The following is a 16869-nucleotide window of genomic DNA, read 5'->3' on the forward strand; positions in this document are numbered from 1 at the left end:
ATTAGTGAGGGCGGCGTCGACGCTGGCTTGAGTTTGGACGAGGGCGCTTTCCACCACTACGTACAGACTTTTCAACGATCGGCACAACGTAAGGAATACCTGATGGCTCCTGTGCACCCGTAATCTTCATCAATTCAGTACTTAATGGGGTAACTCCAACAAACTTTGGATTCACACCAGCGCGCTGAGTAAGACCGCCAATTGATTTCTGCTGACGTGTAGTTGCAAGTGTTACAACAGTTCCGGCCTCACCTGCACGTGCTGTACGACCAGCGCGGTGTAGGTAATCCTTGTGATCTGTTGGAGCATCTACATGCACAACAAGTGAAATTCCATCAACGTGAATACCGCGTGCTGCAACATCTGTTGCTACAAGGGCTGCGTTTGGAGTCTCCTTGAAGAGAGCCAATGTACGAGTACGAACAGCTTGTGACTTTCCACCGTGCAATGCACCAACTGGAACACCTGCGTGAGCAAGCTTGTCAGCTAAACGATCTGCACCGCGCTGAGTCTTTACGAACAAGATTGTTTTTCCGTTACGAGCTGCAACCTGGTTAGTGATGTCATCTTTGTCAGATGGATTCATAACCAATACGTAGTGCTCCATTGTTGAAACTGAGGCACGATCGTTTTGCAATGAGTGCGTCTTTGGATTCTTCAGATACTGACGAACCAATGAATCAACACCACGGTCAAGAGTTGCAGAGAACAGAAGACGCTGACCATCAAGCTTTGCCTGATCAAGGATTTCCTTAACAACAGGCAAGAAGCCCATGTCTGCCATTTGGTCTGCTTCATCAAGAACAGTGATTTGAAGTTGATCTAGTTGAACTTCACCCTTGTTTAGTAGATCGATCAAGCGACCAGGTGTAGCAACCAAGATTGCTGTTCCACGACGCATTGCAGTGATCTGCTTCGAGTATGACATTCCGCCAGCAACAACAACTGATTCGTGACCAATTGCGCGAGCAAGTGGCATCAAAACTTCATCGATCTGCTGTGCAAGTTCGCGAGTTGGAGTCAAAACAAGTGCCAATGGCTTGTGTGGCTTTGCAACCTTGCCATTTAAGTTGTTAAGAAGTGCCAAACCAAATGCAAGAGTCTTTCCTGAACCAGTTTGTCCGCGACCCAAGATGTCATGACCTGCAAGAGCATCTGGAAGTGTTGCAATCTGGATTGGGAATGGATGCATGATTCCCTGCTTGCTAAGCGCATTTACAAGCGGCGCTGCAATTCCAAGATCACCGAATGTTGTTGTGATCTCAGTTAGGGGAGTTGCATCAACAAGGTTTGCATCTGCAAGATTTGTTGAAATGTAATTGTCATCTGCACCGAAATCGACAGCTGCATTTGAGTGAGACTTTGCATGCTTCTTGAAATCATCACGTGCATACGCAGGTGAATCATTGCGACGATCGCGCACTGGACGCTCTGCGCGGAAGTTAGCGGCGCGGGTATCTGGTGCAACGCTGTTCTTCTTTGGGCGTGTTGGATCAAACTTTTCGCGCTTGCGCGGTTCAAAGTTTGGACGACCATCATCGGTGCGAGCAATCTTTGCCTTTACAGCGTCACGACGATTTGTTGGACGTGTATCTGAATCCTTTTTAAATGCTGGACGCTCTGGACGTTCCGCCTTCTTGTAAGTCTTCTTAAACTCTGGACGAGAAGTTGGACGCTCGGTGCGTTCTGATCGCTCTGCACGTGGTGCTGATTCGCGAACTTCGCGTTCCTTAACAAACTTCTTTGCACGTGAATCTGGACGCTGTGATCGTTCGATGCGTGCCGCACGCTCTTCAGGAGCCTCGGTTGGACGTGGCTTTGAAGCGGTTTGTTCTTGGTAGCGCTTTGCGCGCAACTTTGAACGCTCTACTAAGCGAGCTTCCTTCTTTGATGTTGCAGATGTATCAACATCTGAATAACGACGAGTTGATGGCTTACCAGTCACAGGCTTTGCTGCTGCACCTTTACGTGCTGCTTTTTGCGCAGTTGTGTGACGCGCCTTTGGAGCTGCTTCTTTAAACTCGGCAGCCTTCTTTGTGCGCTTAGGCTTTCCTGCTGATGCTGCGCGACGAGCTTTTCCGGGCGCGCTAATACGTGGTTGTAGAGACATAGAAATGCATACCAATCGAGACGACAAGCGCGTCTCGGGTATAGCTCGCGCTTTTGGCGGCTAGGGCGAAAATAAGACTCGCATGTAGTGCTGCATGTGCAGCACTTGGGGGAAGTGCATTGATGCGGTCGCACCAACGGGACAATTCTACCGTGGATTATTTGTACTAATTACCATCATCTTCATGCTCATATTTACTTAAATCTGGCCGCGGAATACGTGGCATATCACCATGCATAATTCGGCGCCATAAGTAATAGGCAACACCGCCAAAAAAAGGCCACTCAAATGTGTAAACCCATGCACGCCAGTTTCCTGTTTGTGCACGACCAAACTCATACCAACCTGCCCATAAACAAAACGGTAATGAAATTATTAGCACGACTGTAAATATCTTTTTTTGCTTGTCAGAAATTGGTCGCTCTTCTTCATTATTGACAACCCAATCAGGTGCCTTGAAATCCTCATCAGCCATTTTCAGCTGCAATCTCTGCATCGATGTCTCTAGATTTCTTTTCTTCAGATTTAATCCAGTGATAGACGGCGATTGACATCCATATAGTGTCGATGATCATTGCGCCAGACCACATCAACGATCCGCCACGGCGTTGATCATTCAAGGTGTACATATCTTGATACAAGGAGCCTGGAGCGGTGTAAATAAAGAAGCCGGTCAAGGTTTCAGGGACCATCATCAAAAATAGAGAAATAACCGCAATTGCTGGTGAAACACGACGATTTATTAAGTTGCGATCTAAAAGGTTGAAATAGAAAAAATATGGAAGGGCGATATAAAGCGGCACTTCTATATATGTGTGAGCCCATGAATTTTCCATAATGAATGCATGTGGACCAGGCAGGTGCACACCAATCATTAGTAATGCATAGCAAATCCAGCTAAAAATTGGTTGCGTCGAAGTTTTAAAAATCTTAGAGGTTGGGTGAAAAGAGTTAGGCGTTCCTAAAACTAACAATGGGCCTGTAATCATCATAAGTGTGATGTGTTGGACCATGTGTAGCGAGAAATAATCCATAGCGCGTGCACCTACAGGTGTGACAATCACCAACAAGGCAGATGCAATTCCACTCAAAAAGAAAGTAGCCTGACGCTTGGATACATCAGCTTCCTTAATCCTTCTTATATATAGGTATGTAATAAAGAGGAGCGGGAACACAATCTCAGGGGCCAATTGCCAAGAACCCCAAATTCCAACTTCGTGATGATGCATTTCCATGATTGAGGCAGGGTAGCCCCGCATGACTGTGAATTACTAGTGAAAATTCCATGGATTTGTGCTTCACAAGTGGATTAAAGAGGTTCATACTCTTCGTGAACCACGTCACAGAATTTCTGTGGACTCTCTGAGAAGGAGTGAGATGAAGAAGTTCATGGCCGCGCTGGGAACAGTTGTCCTGGGACTTGGAGTTATTGCTGGAATCGGCACCTACGTTGCTGCAGCAAAAAATGATCCAGGTTTAACAAGCGCTACTCCTGCTGGTACGTATACAGCTCCAGATGGAAAGAGTTACCCGCACTACACACTGCATTTGAATACATATCCAAACTCAACATTTGGCGGACATCATGGCGCTGATGGTGGGGCACACCCTGACTGGGTTAGTTATGGACTTGCAGGTGAGTATGGCGAGCCTCTTACAGAAGCTTCCACCGGAACTAATTTTGTTGTTCCTCCTCACTCAGCTGTAACAATAACTATTTGGCAGTACGACTCAGGCGAAACTCTTAACAATGATTTCTTTTCAAAAGTTCGTGGAACAGTCGGAAACACTGCAACTCTTGTTGAACGTTATGACACCAAGTCGCATACAAATGCCACTGAAGCAAAAACAATCACACAGATTCCTTACGATGCCGTTGGACACACATTCACGATTCATGGAATCGCAGATGCAAAAGATCAAGTATTTGTAAATGTTCCTTTGCCAATGGCTAATGATGATGAAGTTTCAGCTGCTGAAGAAGAAGGTGGCTTCACTCAGTTCCCATCAATGATGACTTTTACAATTATTACTGGTGATGAAGGCGAATATGTCTGGAACTGTGAGTTCCCTTGTGGTGATGGCACGGTCGCTCGTTTTGGAAATGCAATGTCTGCCATGAGCTACATGTCAGGTCACTGGATTGTGAGGGCATAAAGCTATGACTGATTTGTTACCTCCAACAAAAAATAAGTGGTGGAAAAGCCGGGATGTCAAAAAGACATTTATTATTTGGGTAATCCTGACAGTTCTAATTGGAATCTTCGGATCTCAGTTCCATGTGATTTCGATGCCAGACCCCGCATCAGAAGTAATGAGTGGCGTTATTGGGTTGATGAGTTTATTTAGTTGGGCAGCGGCCCCAGTAGCGGCACTAGTTTTTGCAATGTGCATTACTGCTTTAACAAGTTCACGCCACTACGGAGATAACCCTCCTCCTGAGGCCGATCACCAAATATCAAACTCCCCAAGGGCAAATGCAACATGGATTTCTATTTCCGCGCTGCTTTGCCTTTTTGCTTTGGTTGTTGGGCTGGTGGTTTTCCAAAAGGAAGGCGACGCACTTCATGAGGAAAACGCTATTAATGTCAATGTTACTGGTCAGCAATGGGCTTGGAACTATGACTATGCAAATGGTGCACGTAGCGAAGTTTTATATCTTCCCGTAGATGTACCAGTTATTTTCCATATAACAAGTAAGGATGTGAAGCACTCATTCTGGATTGTAGAAATGGGAATCAAAATGGATGCAAATCCTGGTTACACAACGGAAGCGGCTGTGACTCCAAACAAGATTGGCGTATTTAATGTTCGTTGCGCCGAGCTTTGCGGATTACTTCACGCATACATGCAAAATAAAGTTCACGTAGTCAGTAAAGCCGATTACGAAAAATGGCTGGCCGATAGGTCTGCATTGGAGGCGCGTTCATAATGACAACGACAATGAATCATCCTGCAGCCGCTGCAGGAAAATCTCGTACTCCAATAATTGAACGACTAAATATCGTTACTGCTTTTGCACTTGGTGCAATAAGTGCTTTCGTTGTTTGGAGATTAGCGCTTCAATTCTTGCCAGCTGATACAGAGGTTCGGTTATTTACTCGTGAAGATAAAATCACCCTTCTTTCAATGATCGCTTGGTTTGTCGGATTCATGACCGGTATCGGTGCGCTTGTTGCACCATTCCGTTGGGTCATGGGTAAAGATCTTTCTCATGATGAAAATATGTTCCTTGCAGGCAAGGACATGGGCATCAAGCGCTACTTCCGATATACAACCGATCACAAAGTTGTAGGAATTCAATATCTTGTAATCACCATGGTTATTTTCGGCATTGGTGGAATTTTGGCAATGCTTATTCGTGCCAACCTTGGTACACCTGAAGGTGGATGGATTCACCCACAGGCGTATAACTCAATCGTTGGAACACACGGAATTATCATGATTGTCGGAACAATCATCATGGTTACAGGCCCAATCGGTAACTTCATCATGCCAATCATGATTGGTGCCCGAGATATGGCCTTTCCACGGTTAAATGCGCTGAGTTTTTGGCTCATTGTGGCTGCAGCAATCCCATTGATTTGGGCTCAGTTCATCGGTGGAATCTCAACTGGCTGGTCTGCTTACAACCCTCTTGCAGGACAAGCACCGCTAGGCATGAATGGTTACATCATGTTTATTTGTATCTTTGCACTTTCAACAATGGTTGCTGGCGCAAATATCACTACAACTGTTGTTCGTATGCGCGCAAAGGGAATGACGTGGAACCGCACACCAATTCTGATTTATGGAGTTGTTGCTTCAGTTGCATTGGCGTTGCCAGCTTTCCCAGTTTTCTTCCTGTCACAGGTGATGTCAGGAATGGATCGCGCACTTGACACATCTTTCTACAACTCAGCTGGTGGTGGATCGGGATGGTTGTATGAAAACTTATTCTGGATCATGGGTCACCCAGAAGTTTATGTAATTTTGATTCCAGCAGTTGCAGCGTTAATGGAAATGGCGCCAGTGTTCACACGTCGCCCTCTATTTAGCTTCAATGTGGCAGTGATGGGTATTGCCGGAATTTCAGGACTATCAATTTTGGTATGGGCTCACCATATGTATATTTCTGGCTGGGCTCCACTACTTAATGCGCCATTCATGTTAACCACCGAGCTAATCTCAATTCCAACAGGAATGTTGTTCTTGGTGTTAGTCGGAACCTTATGGCGAGGTCGTCTATGGATGACTATGCCAACCTTGTCGATCTTTGCATTGTTATGGAACTTTATGATCGGCGGAGTTACTGGAATTTATCTTTCTGATGTTCCAGCGGATGCGTTTTTGCATGGTTCTATGTATGTAACTGCACACTTCCACTACACATTAATGGGAGCTGGATTAACTGGAGCACTTGCTTCACTTGTCTACTGGTTCCCAAAAATGACCGGCCGGATGTTTGATAAGAAACTCAGCTGGATTTCGTTCTGGATGGTTCAGATTGGATTCAACGTTACCTTCGGCGGCATGTTTATTGTTGGCTTACAAGGCCAACCACGCCGCGTAGAGGCTTATCCAGCACTGTTTAATCAGGGCAATTTAATTACCTCTATAGGCGCTGCAGTAGTTATGTCTGGAATGTTGGTTCTCCTATACGGAGTAATTTCTTCCTGGCGTCACGGAGTAGTCGCCCCAATGAATCCTTGGCATGCAAAGACTTTGGAATGGACTGTCGCAAACCCAATTCCACTAGAGAACTTTGCAGTTCTACCAGTAGTAACTTCGGATCCATATGGTTACGGAAAGGAAAAGAAATGAGCGTAGAGACACATTCACACAACGCCCATCACGAAGATCCGGATGTAGTTGGAAGCCGTAATCGCCTTGGAGTAATTCTGATTTTGGTTGCCGATGTTGCCTTCGCACTCAGTATGGTGTTTGTTTACTTTTACTTGCGTGCACAAAATGTCAACGATATGTGGCTACCAAAAGCTACAGAAGAACATGCTGCAATTGTTGCCCAATCTTCATCAAAAGCATGGACAATTACAGCGATCGCAGCCTTTGGGTTGTTAACACATTTCTATGCCCTTAAAGGTGCACGTGCACACAATGACACCCAATTGAAACTTGGCTCATTGGTCGCATTAGTTACATCAATTGTTGCAATCTATTTTCAGTTCAATACCTTCGCTACGGCGCCGTTTACCTTCTCAGATGGTGCCTATGTTTCATGTTTCTATCTATTTGCGGTAATGAACTTTGTTCACCTTGCATTGACAGTATTTATCGCACTTGGAAACTGGAACCGAGCACGACTAGGTCTCTATGCAACAAACGTTTGGCATGTAGATATTGTCAATGTTTGGTGGGTATGGATGGTTGTGTCATCATTGCTAGGTGCCTTCTGCCTCAGCTTCCCATAAGAAAAGCTCTAACTGGATCAGCCTCTACATCGCCTTAGGCGTTGTCTGGGGCTGTTCTTTTATCTTCATTAAGTTAGGCCTTGAGTTCCTTACCCCTATAGGTGTGGCATTTGGTCGAGTCTCTCTGGGAGCCCTCACATTGGTGCTCTGGGCTCGTTTTAAGGGTATTTCACTGCCCCAGGGTCGCATTATGTGGTTACATCTTTGGGTAGTTTCTCTGTTGCTCAATGTAATTCCGGGAATTCTATTTGCCGTAGCTGAAACTGAAGTTACTTCAATTCTTGCTGGAATTATCAACGCGGTAACACCATTAATGACATTACTTGCAATCATGATTGCCTTTCGCGAAGAAAAGCCAAAGAGCTTTCAGGTCATAGGTTTACTCACTGGATTTCTTGGTGTACTAACTGTTCTTGGAGCTTGGCAAGGATTGGGCGATAATCCAGCAGGTGCGGTAATTGCTTTGTTATGCGCAGTTGCTTGTTATGGAGTTTCATTCCCGTATTCCCGTAAATTTGTTTTGCCAAAGAAGATTCAAGCTGAATCACTTGCGGCCGGACAATTAACTATGGGCGCGCTTACATTATTGCCAATGTACTTAGTCGATGGAGTTGCTAAAGATAACTATCAACTTGGCCCGGTACTTGCGATGCTCACCTTAGGAATTCTCGGTTCTGGTTTTGCTTACATCTGGAACTTTAAAATTATGGAAGCAGCAGGCAGTGCAATTGCCAGCACCGTTACTTATGTGACACCAGTTGTTGCAGTTATTGTTGGAATCATATTTTTAGGTGAAGGAATCACCTGGTATGAACCAGTTGGCGGACTTATAGTTTTACTAGGTGCAGCGATTGGACAACAACGAATAAAGCTACCTAGTCGATCTTAAATCCATCTTTAATTGGACCTAGATCAATACCTGCTGCGGTGTGATTAGTCGCCTCACCACGTGCAAGTTGAGCAGCATGTGCCTGGTCGTGCCAGCGTTCCTCGATTTTGCCGTACTTCCATAGCAATAGCGCGATCGTCCAGACCACTACGAAAGCGCCAACAATGAAGTATCCAGCACTGTTTAAATTAAAGGCCAACGCGTAATCCCAGAAGCCACCAGTTAAATTCAATTGGTTTGCAAATACTTGGCAGAGTTCTAATCCACCAACAAATAATGCAACCGCTACTGATAATCCAGTGATGATGATGTTGTAGTACACCTTGCGAACAGGCTTTGAGAAAGCCCAACCGTATGCAAAGTTCATAAATGAACCATCAATTGTGTCTAGCAAAGTCATACCACCTGCAAAGAAAAGTGGCAGAGAAATTATTGCCCACCAAGGTAATCCTGCAATTACCGAAGAACCGGCAAGCACTAACAAACCAATTTCAGTTGCAGTATCAAAACCTAAACCAAACAAAATACCAAGTGGGTACATCTTCCAAGATTTATCGATGCGACGAGCAATTGGACCGAAGAAGCGCATCAGCAAACCGCGAGAATCTAAATGCTTCTCTAATTCAGCTTCATCATATGCACCCTGACGCATTTTAATAAAGACTCCGACAATTGAAACTAAAATCATTAAGTTCAAAATCGCGATCAACATTAAGAAAGTTCCGCTGACAGTTGTACCAATTAAACCTGTGTAATGGTGCAAGGTTGAATTGTCATCCTTCAACTGAGATCCGAGCGCCTTGATTCCAAAGTTCAACAACATCGCTAACGCAAATACAACAGATGAGTGTCCAAGTGAGAAAAAGAATCCAACAGCTAAAGGACGCTGCCCTTCAGACATCAACTTTCGAGTTGTGTTATCAATCGCGCTGATGTGGTCCGCATCAAAGGCATGGCGCATACCTAATGTGTAGGCAAGTGCAGCAGTTCCCCAACCAAATAATGTTCCATCAGCTAATTCATAATTTCCGGTTGTTGCTTTCCACATTAATAGCGCACCAGAAACATGCAGAAACAAAATGAAGCCAAACATCGCAGCCATACGGCGCCATTCATCGCGGGTGAGGCGATCTTTCAGCGGAACCTTGATCGGCTCCTTCACAATGATGTTCACGGCTCTCCCCGGCTAGATGCAAATCGTTTGCATGTAGAAGGGTAAAGCACGCTCAGATGGGTGTCTATTTGAAACTGCCCCTAAGGTTTCCCGCATGAGACGGGCGGTAGTTCTGGCGTTATTGCTGGCACTTTGCCCTGCCCCCGCGCAGGCAAATACCTGTAATTGGGACACAAAGCCGGGTTGGGTTCAGCGCGAAAATCAGAAAAATGGAAACAGCACCTGGTCGTCAAATATCCCGATGCGATTTAGCGCTGATTTTTCTCGCCGTAAAGATGTTCCACGTATTGAAGGATTTGTTAGTTCAGCGTCAGCTACATGTGGTGACAATCTTTCTGTAACAACCATTGGTTCAAAAAAGTTTGATCTCGATATTTACCGAATGGGGTATTACAACAACAAGGGCGCTCGCTTAATTCGAACTTTGGATTCTCCTAAGAAGATAACTGTAGATAGCTCAATGGTTCCAGGTCAGTATCTTTTAAAGTTGCGCAGCAAAAAACGGACAGCATCCTTTATTCCATTAATGATCACTGGAAAAACCGCAAATGATTTAACTTTTGTTTCATCTGTTCTGACATGGCAGTCGTATAACCAGTGGGGCGGACAATCGCTATATAAAGGCGCAGATGGAAGTCGTGAAACAAAAGCAACGGCGGTTTCATTTGAACGCCCATACGATGGTGATGGTTCCGGACAGTTTAGATATATGGAGCAGCCGCTATTAACTTTAATTGAAAAACAAGGGTTGGATGTAAATTACTTAACTGACTTTGATGTTGACTCAAACTCGCAAGTATTTGCAAACACTTCAACAATTGTTGTGGGAGGTCATAGCGAGTACTGGACGCAAATCATACGTTCTCGGTTTGATGAAGCGGTTGCCCAAGGCAAAAACTTGGTGGTCTTTGGCGGAAATACTGGTTACGCCATGACAGAAATCAAAGGAAGAAAAATTTCTGGCAGAACTCCATATCGCGAACTTGGAAAAGCTGAATCACTGTTACTTGGTTCGCAGTATTTTGCACTTGGCATCAAGAAAGATTTGATTTCAAATAATGTATGGCCCTTTTCAGCATTAGGAAAGGATGCGGTTATAAAAGGTGTCTACGGATATGAAGCAGATACAGCAATGGGAACTGTGGGACCAGGTGTTCAGGTTCTGGCTCGAGCTGCAATCAGCCCGACTGAAAAAGGCTTCGTTGCGATGTCCACTTATTACAGGGCGCCAAGCGGGGCGGCTGTGCTGAATATAGGCACAAATGGGTGGGTATGTGCGTTGGCCAACCGCTGTCCCTGGGGCCACACCTTCGATTCACAGGCTCAAAGCCAGCTGCGCAAGGTCACTGAAGCGGTGTTGCGAACAGTCAAAGATTCAAAATGGCCAGTGGCGCAGATTGAAATTCCCAGTCGTGCTTAACCACATGCGTATAGGGTCACGCACATGAGTGAAGACGACGGCATGGAAGAGCTCATCACCGAAGAGATGCTGTGGGATCGCATCCCTGAAGTTGAAGGTGAAGAACGCGCAAGCACTTATTACGAATTAAGTGCGCGCATCTATGCACGTGGCCAGTATGACGAAGCGTTAGCGCTCGCAGAGACTGCACGAGATATCTATTCGCAATTAGGTGCATCAGCACCTGCCGAAGGATTAGCCCAGGCGTATTCAGCAATTGGTTACAACTTAAATCAATTAAAGCGCATGGATGAAGCTGCAACTGCGATGAGCAAAGCGGTTGAACTTCTGCGCGAAAACAAATCACCTATTGCATTAGAACTTGCCTGCACATTGGGCGAGTGGTGGTACACATCAAAGAAGTACGACAAAGTTGTGGAAACTATGAATGAATGCGCGCAGGAGCATTTAGTTGATGGAAATGAAATTGGCGCAGCAAATGATCTTCATCTAATTGGTTGTGCAGAGCGCGAGCTTAAGAATTATGAAAAAGCAATTGATGCCTTTAAGGAAGCGCGAGTTCTTTTCAAGCGCAACAAAGAGGTAATTCATGTTGCACGTTGTGATCAGAAGATTGCTTCCTGTCTTATTGAACTTGGCGAAGGTGAACTTGCTCTAGATACAGCTCGTAAGGCTGTGGATGTATTTGAAACAGGACATGATCATCGTCGCGAGACTTTTGCTTCATTTGAATATGGCAAGGCGCAGATCCTGCTTGAAAAGTTTGATGATGGGCTTGCAACACTAGAAAATGTTTTAGCGATCGTGAGCGAAGATGAACCTAAAGATTTTGAGTTCATCGTTGATATTGAAACTCGAATCGCAGCAATTTTGCGCATGCAAGGTCGCGGTGAAGAGGCCGATGAGATTGAGCGTCGTTTAAAGTCAGTGCAGGAAGCGCTGGAGGATGAGCCTGAAGTTGATCTCCTCTCTTAAAGGCCGCGATCAACTAAGTATCAGCATGGTCTGTTTGGGCAATATTTGCCGCTCACCCATGGCTGCGGCGGTGCTCGCAGGCAAGAGTTCCGCCCTTAAATCACCAGCAATTACAGTCGATAGTTCTGGCACTGGTTCGTGGCATGTGGGGCAAGGTCCTCACCCATCATCTAAAAAGATTTGGGAAGCTGCTGGCTACCGACATAAACATGTTGCAAAACAATTTAAAGTTAATGACTTCTTTATTCATGACTTAATCCTGGTAATGGATTCAAGTAATTATCACAATGTGATTTCCTTAGCTGAAACCGAAGAACATCGCAGTAAAGTTTTCTATCTTCGGAATTTTGATCCACAACTTAAAAGTATTGATCCAACATCAGCTGATTACTTTAAGTTAGAGGTTCCAGATCCATACAACCAAAGCGATGAAGCGTATGAAGCAACTTTGGCTATGGTCGAACGTGCCGTAGATGGATTGTTGCAAGAGTTAAAGAACCTATAGCACCACCGATTGCAGCAACAACAAGTGGCCACTGAGTTGAACCACTACTCCAAGTAGCACCGCCCCAGATACCAGCGCCTAATACAGCAAAGTTCATTGATGCTTGGTACACACCTTGTGCTCTACCGCGATGATGATCTTCACTTAATCCAGCGATCCACGCCTTACCAACTCCATCAGTTAATGCAGGAAACAATCCATAAATCGCAAGAGCGATTAATGCAACGGTGTGGTTTTGAGTAAGGCCCAATGTCAGATATGCAGCAGCAAAGGCAAGCAAGCCGATTGCATACACAATTCGTGGAGATAATTTATCTGCAACGTATCCAGCTGGAAAAGCAGCAACCACTGTCACTGCACTAAATAACATGTACGAAAGCACAACACCATTTGTTGAAAATCCAATGTCATGTAAACGCAAAAGAAGCAGGGCATCCGGAATATTTGTTAATTGGATTAATACAAGAACTCCGATTGCTTTTTTCAAAGTCGTAGGAAGTGGCAGCTTTACCTTTTGAATCTTTTCTTCAATCTTAGGTTTTACAAAGTTGTCCTTAACAAGCAAGGTTAAAAAGCCGGACAAGATGGCGGGAATAATCGCCCATTTTGCGACCGCTCGAACATCGCCATCGAGCAGCGCAAGGCCAATTAAGGCTAAACCAGGCCCAATTACCGCACCAATGTTGTCTCCGGTGCGATGGAAGCCAAAGGCTTTTCCCAGATGCTCCTTAGGAACAGAGTCATGGATCAGTGCATCACGTGGTGCACCGCGCAATCCTTTACCAATGCGATCTGTAACTCGACCAAAAAAGACTAAGGGCCAACTAGTTGCTATAACTACAAGAGCTTTACCAACACCTGCTAATGAATATCCCGCCATCACAAATGGTTTACGTCCGTACTTATCACTTGATTTGCCGGCAATTAGTTTTGTAAATCCAGCAGCAGCTTCGGCGCATCCTTCAATAAGACCAAGTGCAAGGGGAGCAGCACCAATTACTCCGGTTAAAAGGATTGGAAGTAATGGATATAAAAGTTCGCTAGCTGCATCTTGCGTAAGGGAAACCAGGGTGAGCACGAGTAAGTTTTTACTCAGCCACCTTTTCATTTAGGTAGATGCTGCAAAGCCCAGTGATACATGGCGATTGCTCCAGCTGCAGATGCGTTCATCGAACGAGTAGAACCATATTGATTGATTTCGTACAACACTTCACAGACCGCAATGCCCTCATCTGACATTCCTGCGCCTTCTTGTCCAAACAACAGAACACAACTTTCAGGTAATACCGCTGGTTCAAGTTGCTTTGATCCAGGCACATTATCAATACCAATGATCGGTAGGTTCTGCTCTTTGCAGTAATTAGCAAAATCTTGAATCGTTGGATGATGCATAACTGTTAAATATCTATCGGTCACCATTGCGCCGCGCTTATTCCAATCACGCTTACCAACAATATGAACACCAGAGACGTTAAAGGCGTTGGCGGTGCGGACAATCGAACCAATGTTTAGATCATGTTGCCAATTCTCAATTGCAATCTGCAGTTTGTGACGCTTTGTATTTAAGTCTTTAACAATCGCCTCAACGGTCCAGTAGCGATAATGATCCAGAACATTTCTACGATCACCATTCAGCAATAATTCAGGATCATATTGATCGCCTTCAGGCCATGGTTTTTCATGCGGACCAACGCCTACAACAGGGAAAAATTCACCTGGGCCAATACTGGCGGGGGTAGTAGGAGAAGACATGTAGGCACTCTAAACTGAACTCATGTCCGCTATCAACACGGTTGTGTACCTAATCCACATTCTTTCAGTTATTGGAATTCTTACTCTCTTGCTACTTCAATGGAACAAGAATCCACGTAAATTGAACCCAGGAGTCTTACACGCGGGGCTCACCGCTCTTCTTGCAGGAATCGTGATGGTTGGACTCCATGATTCAGTTAAGCCTGACGAGCCACTTAATCACACAAAGATCGGAATTAAATTGTTGTTTCTGATTGTGATTCTTGCTCTTGGTTACAAGAACGTTAAGAAGCCTGAGCTACCTAAAAATGTTTGGTTAACAATGACTGGATTAACAATTGTTAACATCATAATTGCATCAGCTAGATAAATAACTTAACTATGCATTTGTTTAAGAGAGTTAGCGCCCTTTGCCTTGCGGTAATTCTCTCAATTGCACCAGCTAACGCTGTCCTGGGACCAGATTCAATCCCAGTTGTCTTTGAAGAGTTAATGAAAAACCCAACACTTTCCAATCCAGCTATGGTTGTTATTGATAATTCAACAGGTAATGTCATTTACCAACACAATGCATTTTCAAAACGTAAGCCCGCTTCTGTAATGAAGATTCTTTCTGCAGGAGTAACTATTGAATACTTAGATCTGCAAAGTACTTTTAATACAACAGTTTCAATTAATGCTGATCAGAAATTGATTGTTATAAGAGGCTCACTAGATCCATGGATCAGCCTTGATCACAACGTTGGTCGAAAAATGCATCGCGCCTCTTTGCCGTATATGGGCTTCAGTACTTTAAGCGCAATTAAAGAAGCTAATGGTGGATCATTAAAGAATTACAAAGTTATTTACAGCAACCTATATTCACAGGATGTGGCGAACCTCAAAGCCTTTTGGGCCAAACGTGGATTTAAGCCGGTTATGAAATCAGTGAAAGATGATGATGCCTTTATTTCCCAAGGAGATCTCATAGCCTCCGAAAACTCACCAACTATCGCTGAAATCCTTGATTGGACACTTTTATGGAGCGATAACTTGCTAGCTGAACGATTAGCTCGATTATCAGCACAGACCGCTGGATATTCACTGGATGACAAAGGTGTAGACAAGGTCTTCAGGTTATTACTGAACCACCTTGAGATTGATTCTTCAAAGCTGGTGGTCGTAGATGCAAGTGGGTTGTCGAAACAAAACAAGATCACCGCGCAGATGATGGCTGAGCTCTTGTACAAGATTCATAAAGAAGAGAAGTTTGCGCCAATCTATAACTCACTTCCCGTTGGTGGCGTATCAGGAACATTGCGCAATCGATTCATCGATACAGCACCATCAGCTGTGGGATTAATTCGTGCGAAGACCGGAACATTGAATGGCACTGCCACTTTGGCAGGTTTTGTTCAATCCACAGATCGAGAATATGTTTTTGTGCTTTTGGCAGATGAAATTGCAAAGGGTAATAGCGCACTTAACAAGGCCCGTGCAGCAATTGATCGTGTGCTTGGTCGAATTGCCGCACCTAACATTCCAACAGAGATAATCCCTGCACCTTAGTTATTGGAATAAATCTTTATCTGACCTTTATAGCAAGCAACCCATGTGTTATTTGTTGGAGCGTCATATGTAATACCGATTGGCTCATTACACGCACTAATGGTTTGTAAAACCTTCATGTCACTTGTACGAACCTTTGAAATTGTGTCGCTATTAAAGTTCACAACAAATAGTGATGAACCATCAGCTGAAATCGCAAGACTGCGTGCTGCATTTCCAGTCTTAACTGTTTTTCCAGCCTTATTGGCTAACAAATCCCAGGATGAAACTCGACCAGAAAGATTCATGGTCACATACAGCATTGAATTATCTGGTGACAAAACAATTGCACGAGGATTGCTTCCGATCGGAATATAAGAAACTGAAAAATCCTCAAGATTAATCACATGGATTCTGTTTCCACCCATTTCGGCAACGTACGCCTTTTTAGAATCCTTAGATACTGCAATGCCTCGGGGATAACGGCCAATTTTGATTGTTTTAACTACCTTTTGGCTTTCAATTGAGATCACATTCAGGGTGTAAGAGCACCAGTTAGTGACCAAAACATACTTATTATCTGGAGTTACTTCGACAACTTTTGGAACTGACCCCACTGGATACACAGCATCAATTTCGTAGTTACTGCGATCAATTCTGTACACAAAACTCTTGTCATACCCTGATGCCGGAGAACAGGTGTCATGTCCCTCTTTGTTATAACCAGGTCCATACATCGCATAATTAGTTACATATAAATACTTTCCATCTGGTGAATACGATCCTTCAACTGGGGCACCTTTAAAGGTTGAGGATGACTTGGAATATCCAAAGCTCTTAAGTGATACAGAGTCCGGAACGGTCTTAAGCAATTCAAATGTTTTGGCATCGTAAACAGTGACACTATGGCGATACATCATGTTGTGCGCACTAATTACACCATCACCTGATGAACGAACAGATTTAGGTGAGATGGATCCGTTGATCGTTTTGATCAAAACCATCTTGCTTGAAACAACATCGCCCTGTGCCGGAGTTGCAAAGGCACAGAGCGAAGTTATTACAACAAATGTTAGGAAGCGATTGCGCATTCCCTAAGAGTACTA

At 44.4% G+C, this 16869-nt stretch carries 17 protein-coding genes; 10 read left to right on the plus strand and 7 right to left on the minus strand.

Annotated elements, in window-relative coordinates:
• Nucleotide 1: 1 nt before the first annotated feature.
• The 3 genes from AC8GFU_RS00435 to AC8GFU_RS00445 form a co-directional block, all read right to left on the minus strand.
• Nucleotides 2-2110 (minus strand): DEAD/DEAH box helicase, encoded by a 2109-nt coding sequence (locus AC8GFU_RS00435; RefSeq protein ID WP_506626547.1) that lies wholly within the window; start codon nucleotides 2108-2110, stop codon nucleotides 2-4.
• A gap of 166 nt (nucleotides 2111-2276) precedes the next feature.
• Nucleotides 2277-2585: a hypothetical protein gene (locus AC8GFU_RS00440; RefSeq protein WP_506626548.1), complete on the minus strand. Its 309-nt coding sequence runs from the start codon at nucleotides 2583-2585 to the stop codon at nucleotides 2277-2279.
• A complete protein-coding gene (locus tag AC8GFU_RS00445) occupies nucleotides 2578-3345 on the minus strand; it encodes a cytochrome c oxidase assembly protein (RefSeq protein ID WP_506626549.1) in 768 nt (255 codons plus the stop codon). The genes AC8GFU_RS00440 and AC8GFU_RS00445 overlap by 8 nt, the downstream gene beginning before the upstream one ends.
• 142 nt (nucleotides 3346-3487) lie before the next feature.
• Here AC8GFU_RS00445 and AC8GFU_RS00450 point away from each other — a divergent pair, with 142 nt between their 5' ends.
• The 5 genes from AC8GFU_RS00450 to AC8GFU_RS00470 are packed head-to-tail and all read left to right on the plus strand — an operon-like array spanning nucleotide 3488 to nucleotide 8410.
• A complete protein-coding gene (locus AC8GFU_RS00450) occupies nucleotides 3488-4267 on the plus strand; it encodes a hypothetical protein (protein WP_506626550.1) in 780 nt (259 codons plus the stop codon).
• Nucleotides 4268-4271: 4 nt separating this feature from the next.
• Nucleotides 4272-5042 carry a cytochrome c oxidase subunit II gene (coxB, locus tag AC8GFU_RS00455; RefSeq protein WP_506626551.1) on the plus strand — a complete coding sequence of 257 codons (771 nt, stop codon included), beginning with the start codon at nucleotides 4272-4274 and terminating at the stop codon, nucleotides 5040-5042.
• Complete coding sequence (locus AC8GFU_RS00460) at nucleotides 5042-6913, plus strand: cytochrome c oxidase subunit I (RefSeq protein ID WP_506626552.1); 1872 nt, start codon at nucleotides 5042-5044, stop codon at nucleotides 6911-6913. Before coxB ends, AC8GFU_RS00460 begins: the two co-directional genes overlap by 1 nt.
• Nucleotides 6910-7521, plus strand: coding sequence for a cytochrome c oxidase subunit 3 (locus AC8GFU_RS00465; RefSeq protein ID WP_506626553.1), 612 nt, complete (start codon nucleotides 6910-6912; stop codon nucleotides 7519-7521). Before AC8GFU_RS00460 ends, AC8GFU_RS00465 begins: the two co-directional genes overlap by 4 nt.
• Nucleotides 7496-8410 (plus strand): DMT family transporter, encoded by a 915-nt coding sequence (locus AC8GFU_RS00470; protein ID WP_506626554.1) that lies wholly within the window; start codon nucleotides 7496-7498, stop codon nucleotides 8408-8410. The genes AC8GFU_RS00465 and AC8GFU_RS00470 overlap by 26 nt, the downstream gene beginning before the upstream one ends.
• Here AC8GFU_RS00470 and nicT read toward each other — a convergent pair.
• Entirely contained in the window at nucleotides 8397-9578 is a 1182-nt protein-coding gene (nicT, locus tag AC8GFU_RS00475) for a Nickel transporter NicT (protein ID WP_506627158.1), read from the minus strand. The two genes, AC8GFU_RS00470 and nicT, sit on opposite strands and share 14 nt — an antisense overlap.
• A gap of 100 nt (nucleotides 9579-9678) precedes the next feature.
• On the opposite strand from nicT, the gene AC8GFU_RS00480 reads away from it, so the two are divergent.
• From AC8GFU_RS00480 to AC8GFU_RS00490, 3 genes are read left to right on the plus strand one after another with little or no spacing between them, the layout of a single operon-like run.
• A complete protein-coding gene (locus tag AC8GFU_RS00480) occupies nucleotides 9679-11004 on the plus strand; it encodes a N,N-dimethylformamidase beta subunit family domain-containing protein (RefSeq protein WP_506626555.1) in 1326 nt (441 codons plus the stop codon).
• 24 nt (nucleotides 11005-11028) lie between these two features.
• Nucleotides 11029-11979, plus strand: coding sequence for a tetratricopeptide repeat protein (locus AC8GFU_RS00485; protein ID WP_506626556.1), 951 nt, complete (start codon nucleotides 11029-11031; stop codon nucleotides 11977-11979).
• A 58-nt stretch (nucleotides 11980-12037) separates the two neighbouring features.
• Nucleotides 12038-12484 (plus strand): low molecular weight protein-tyrosine-phosphatase, encoded by a 447-nt coding sequence (locus AC8GFU_RS00490; protein ID WP_506626557.1) that lies wholly within the window; start codon nucleotides 12038-12040, stop codon nucleotides 12482-12484.
• Here the strand turns inward: AC8GFU_RS00490 and AC8GFU_RS00495 are convergent.
• Nucleotides 12432-13592 carry an MFS transporter gene (locus AC8GFU_RS00495; RefSeq protein WP_506626558.1) on the minus strand — a complete coding sequence of 387 codons (1161 nt, stop codon included), beginning with the start codon at nucleotides 13590-13592 and terminating at the stop codon, nucleotides 12432-12434. The genes AC8GFU_RS00490 and AC8GFU_RS00495 overlap by 53 nt on opposite strands.
• Nucleotides 13589-14236 (minus strand): TrmH family RNA methyltransferase, encoded by a 648-nt coding sequence (locus AC8GFU_RS00500; protein WP_506626559.1) that lies wholly within the window; start codon nucleotides 14234-14236, stop codon nucleotides 13589-13591. The genes AC8GFU_RS00495 and AC8GFU_RS00500 overlap by 4 nt, the downstream gene beginning before the upstream one ends.
• A gap of 22 nt (nucleotides 14237-14258) precedes the next feature.
• Here AC8GFU_RS00500 and AC8GFU_RS00505 point away from each other — a divergent pair, with 22 nt between their 5' ends.
• Together AC8GFU_RS00505 and AC8GFU_RS00510 are read left to right on the plus strand one after the other, a co-directional pair.
• The gene (locus tag AC8GFU_RS00505) at nucleotides 14259-14606 is read left to right on the plus strand and encodes a hypothetical protein (RefSeq protein ID WP_506626560.1); all 348 of its coding nucleotides are present in this window, start codon (nucleotides 14259-14261) and stop codon (nucleotides 14604-14606) included.
• Nucleotides 14607-14623: 17 nt separating this feature from the next.
• Entirely contained in the window at nucleotides 14624-15784 is a 1161-nt protein-coding gene (locus tag AC8GFU_RS00510; protein ID WP_506626561.1) for a D-alanyl-D-alanine carboxypeptidase, read from the plus strand.
• On the opposite strand, the gene AC8GFU_RS00515 is transcribed toward AC8GFU_RS00510, so the two are convergent.
• The gene (locus tag AC8GFU_RS00515) at nucleotides 15781-16854 is read right to left on the minus strand and encodes a YncE family protein (RefSeq protein ID WP_506626562.1); all 1074 of its coding nucleotides are present in this window, start codon (nucleotides 16852-16854) and stop codon (nucleotides 15781-15783) included. The genes AC8GFU_RS00510 and AC8GFU_RS00515 overlap by 4 nt on opposite strands.
• Between the last annotated feature and the right edge of the window lie 15 nt (nucleotides 16855-16869).

It is taken from the genome of Planktophila warneckei (SeqCode) (genome assembly GCF_965234675.1).
Taxonomy (GTDB): Bacteria; Actinomycetota; Actinomycetes; order Nanopelagicales; family Nanopelagicaceae; genus Planktophila; species Planktophila warneckei.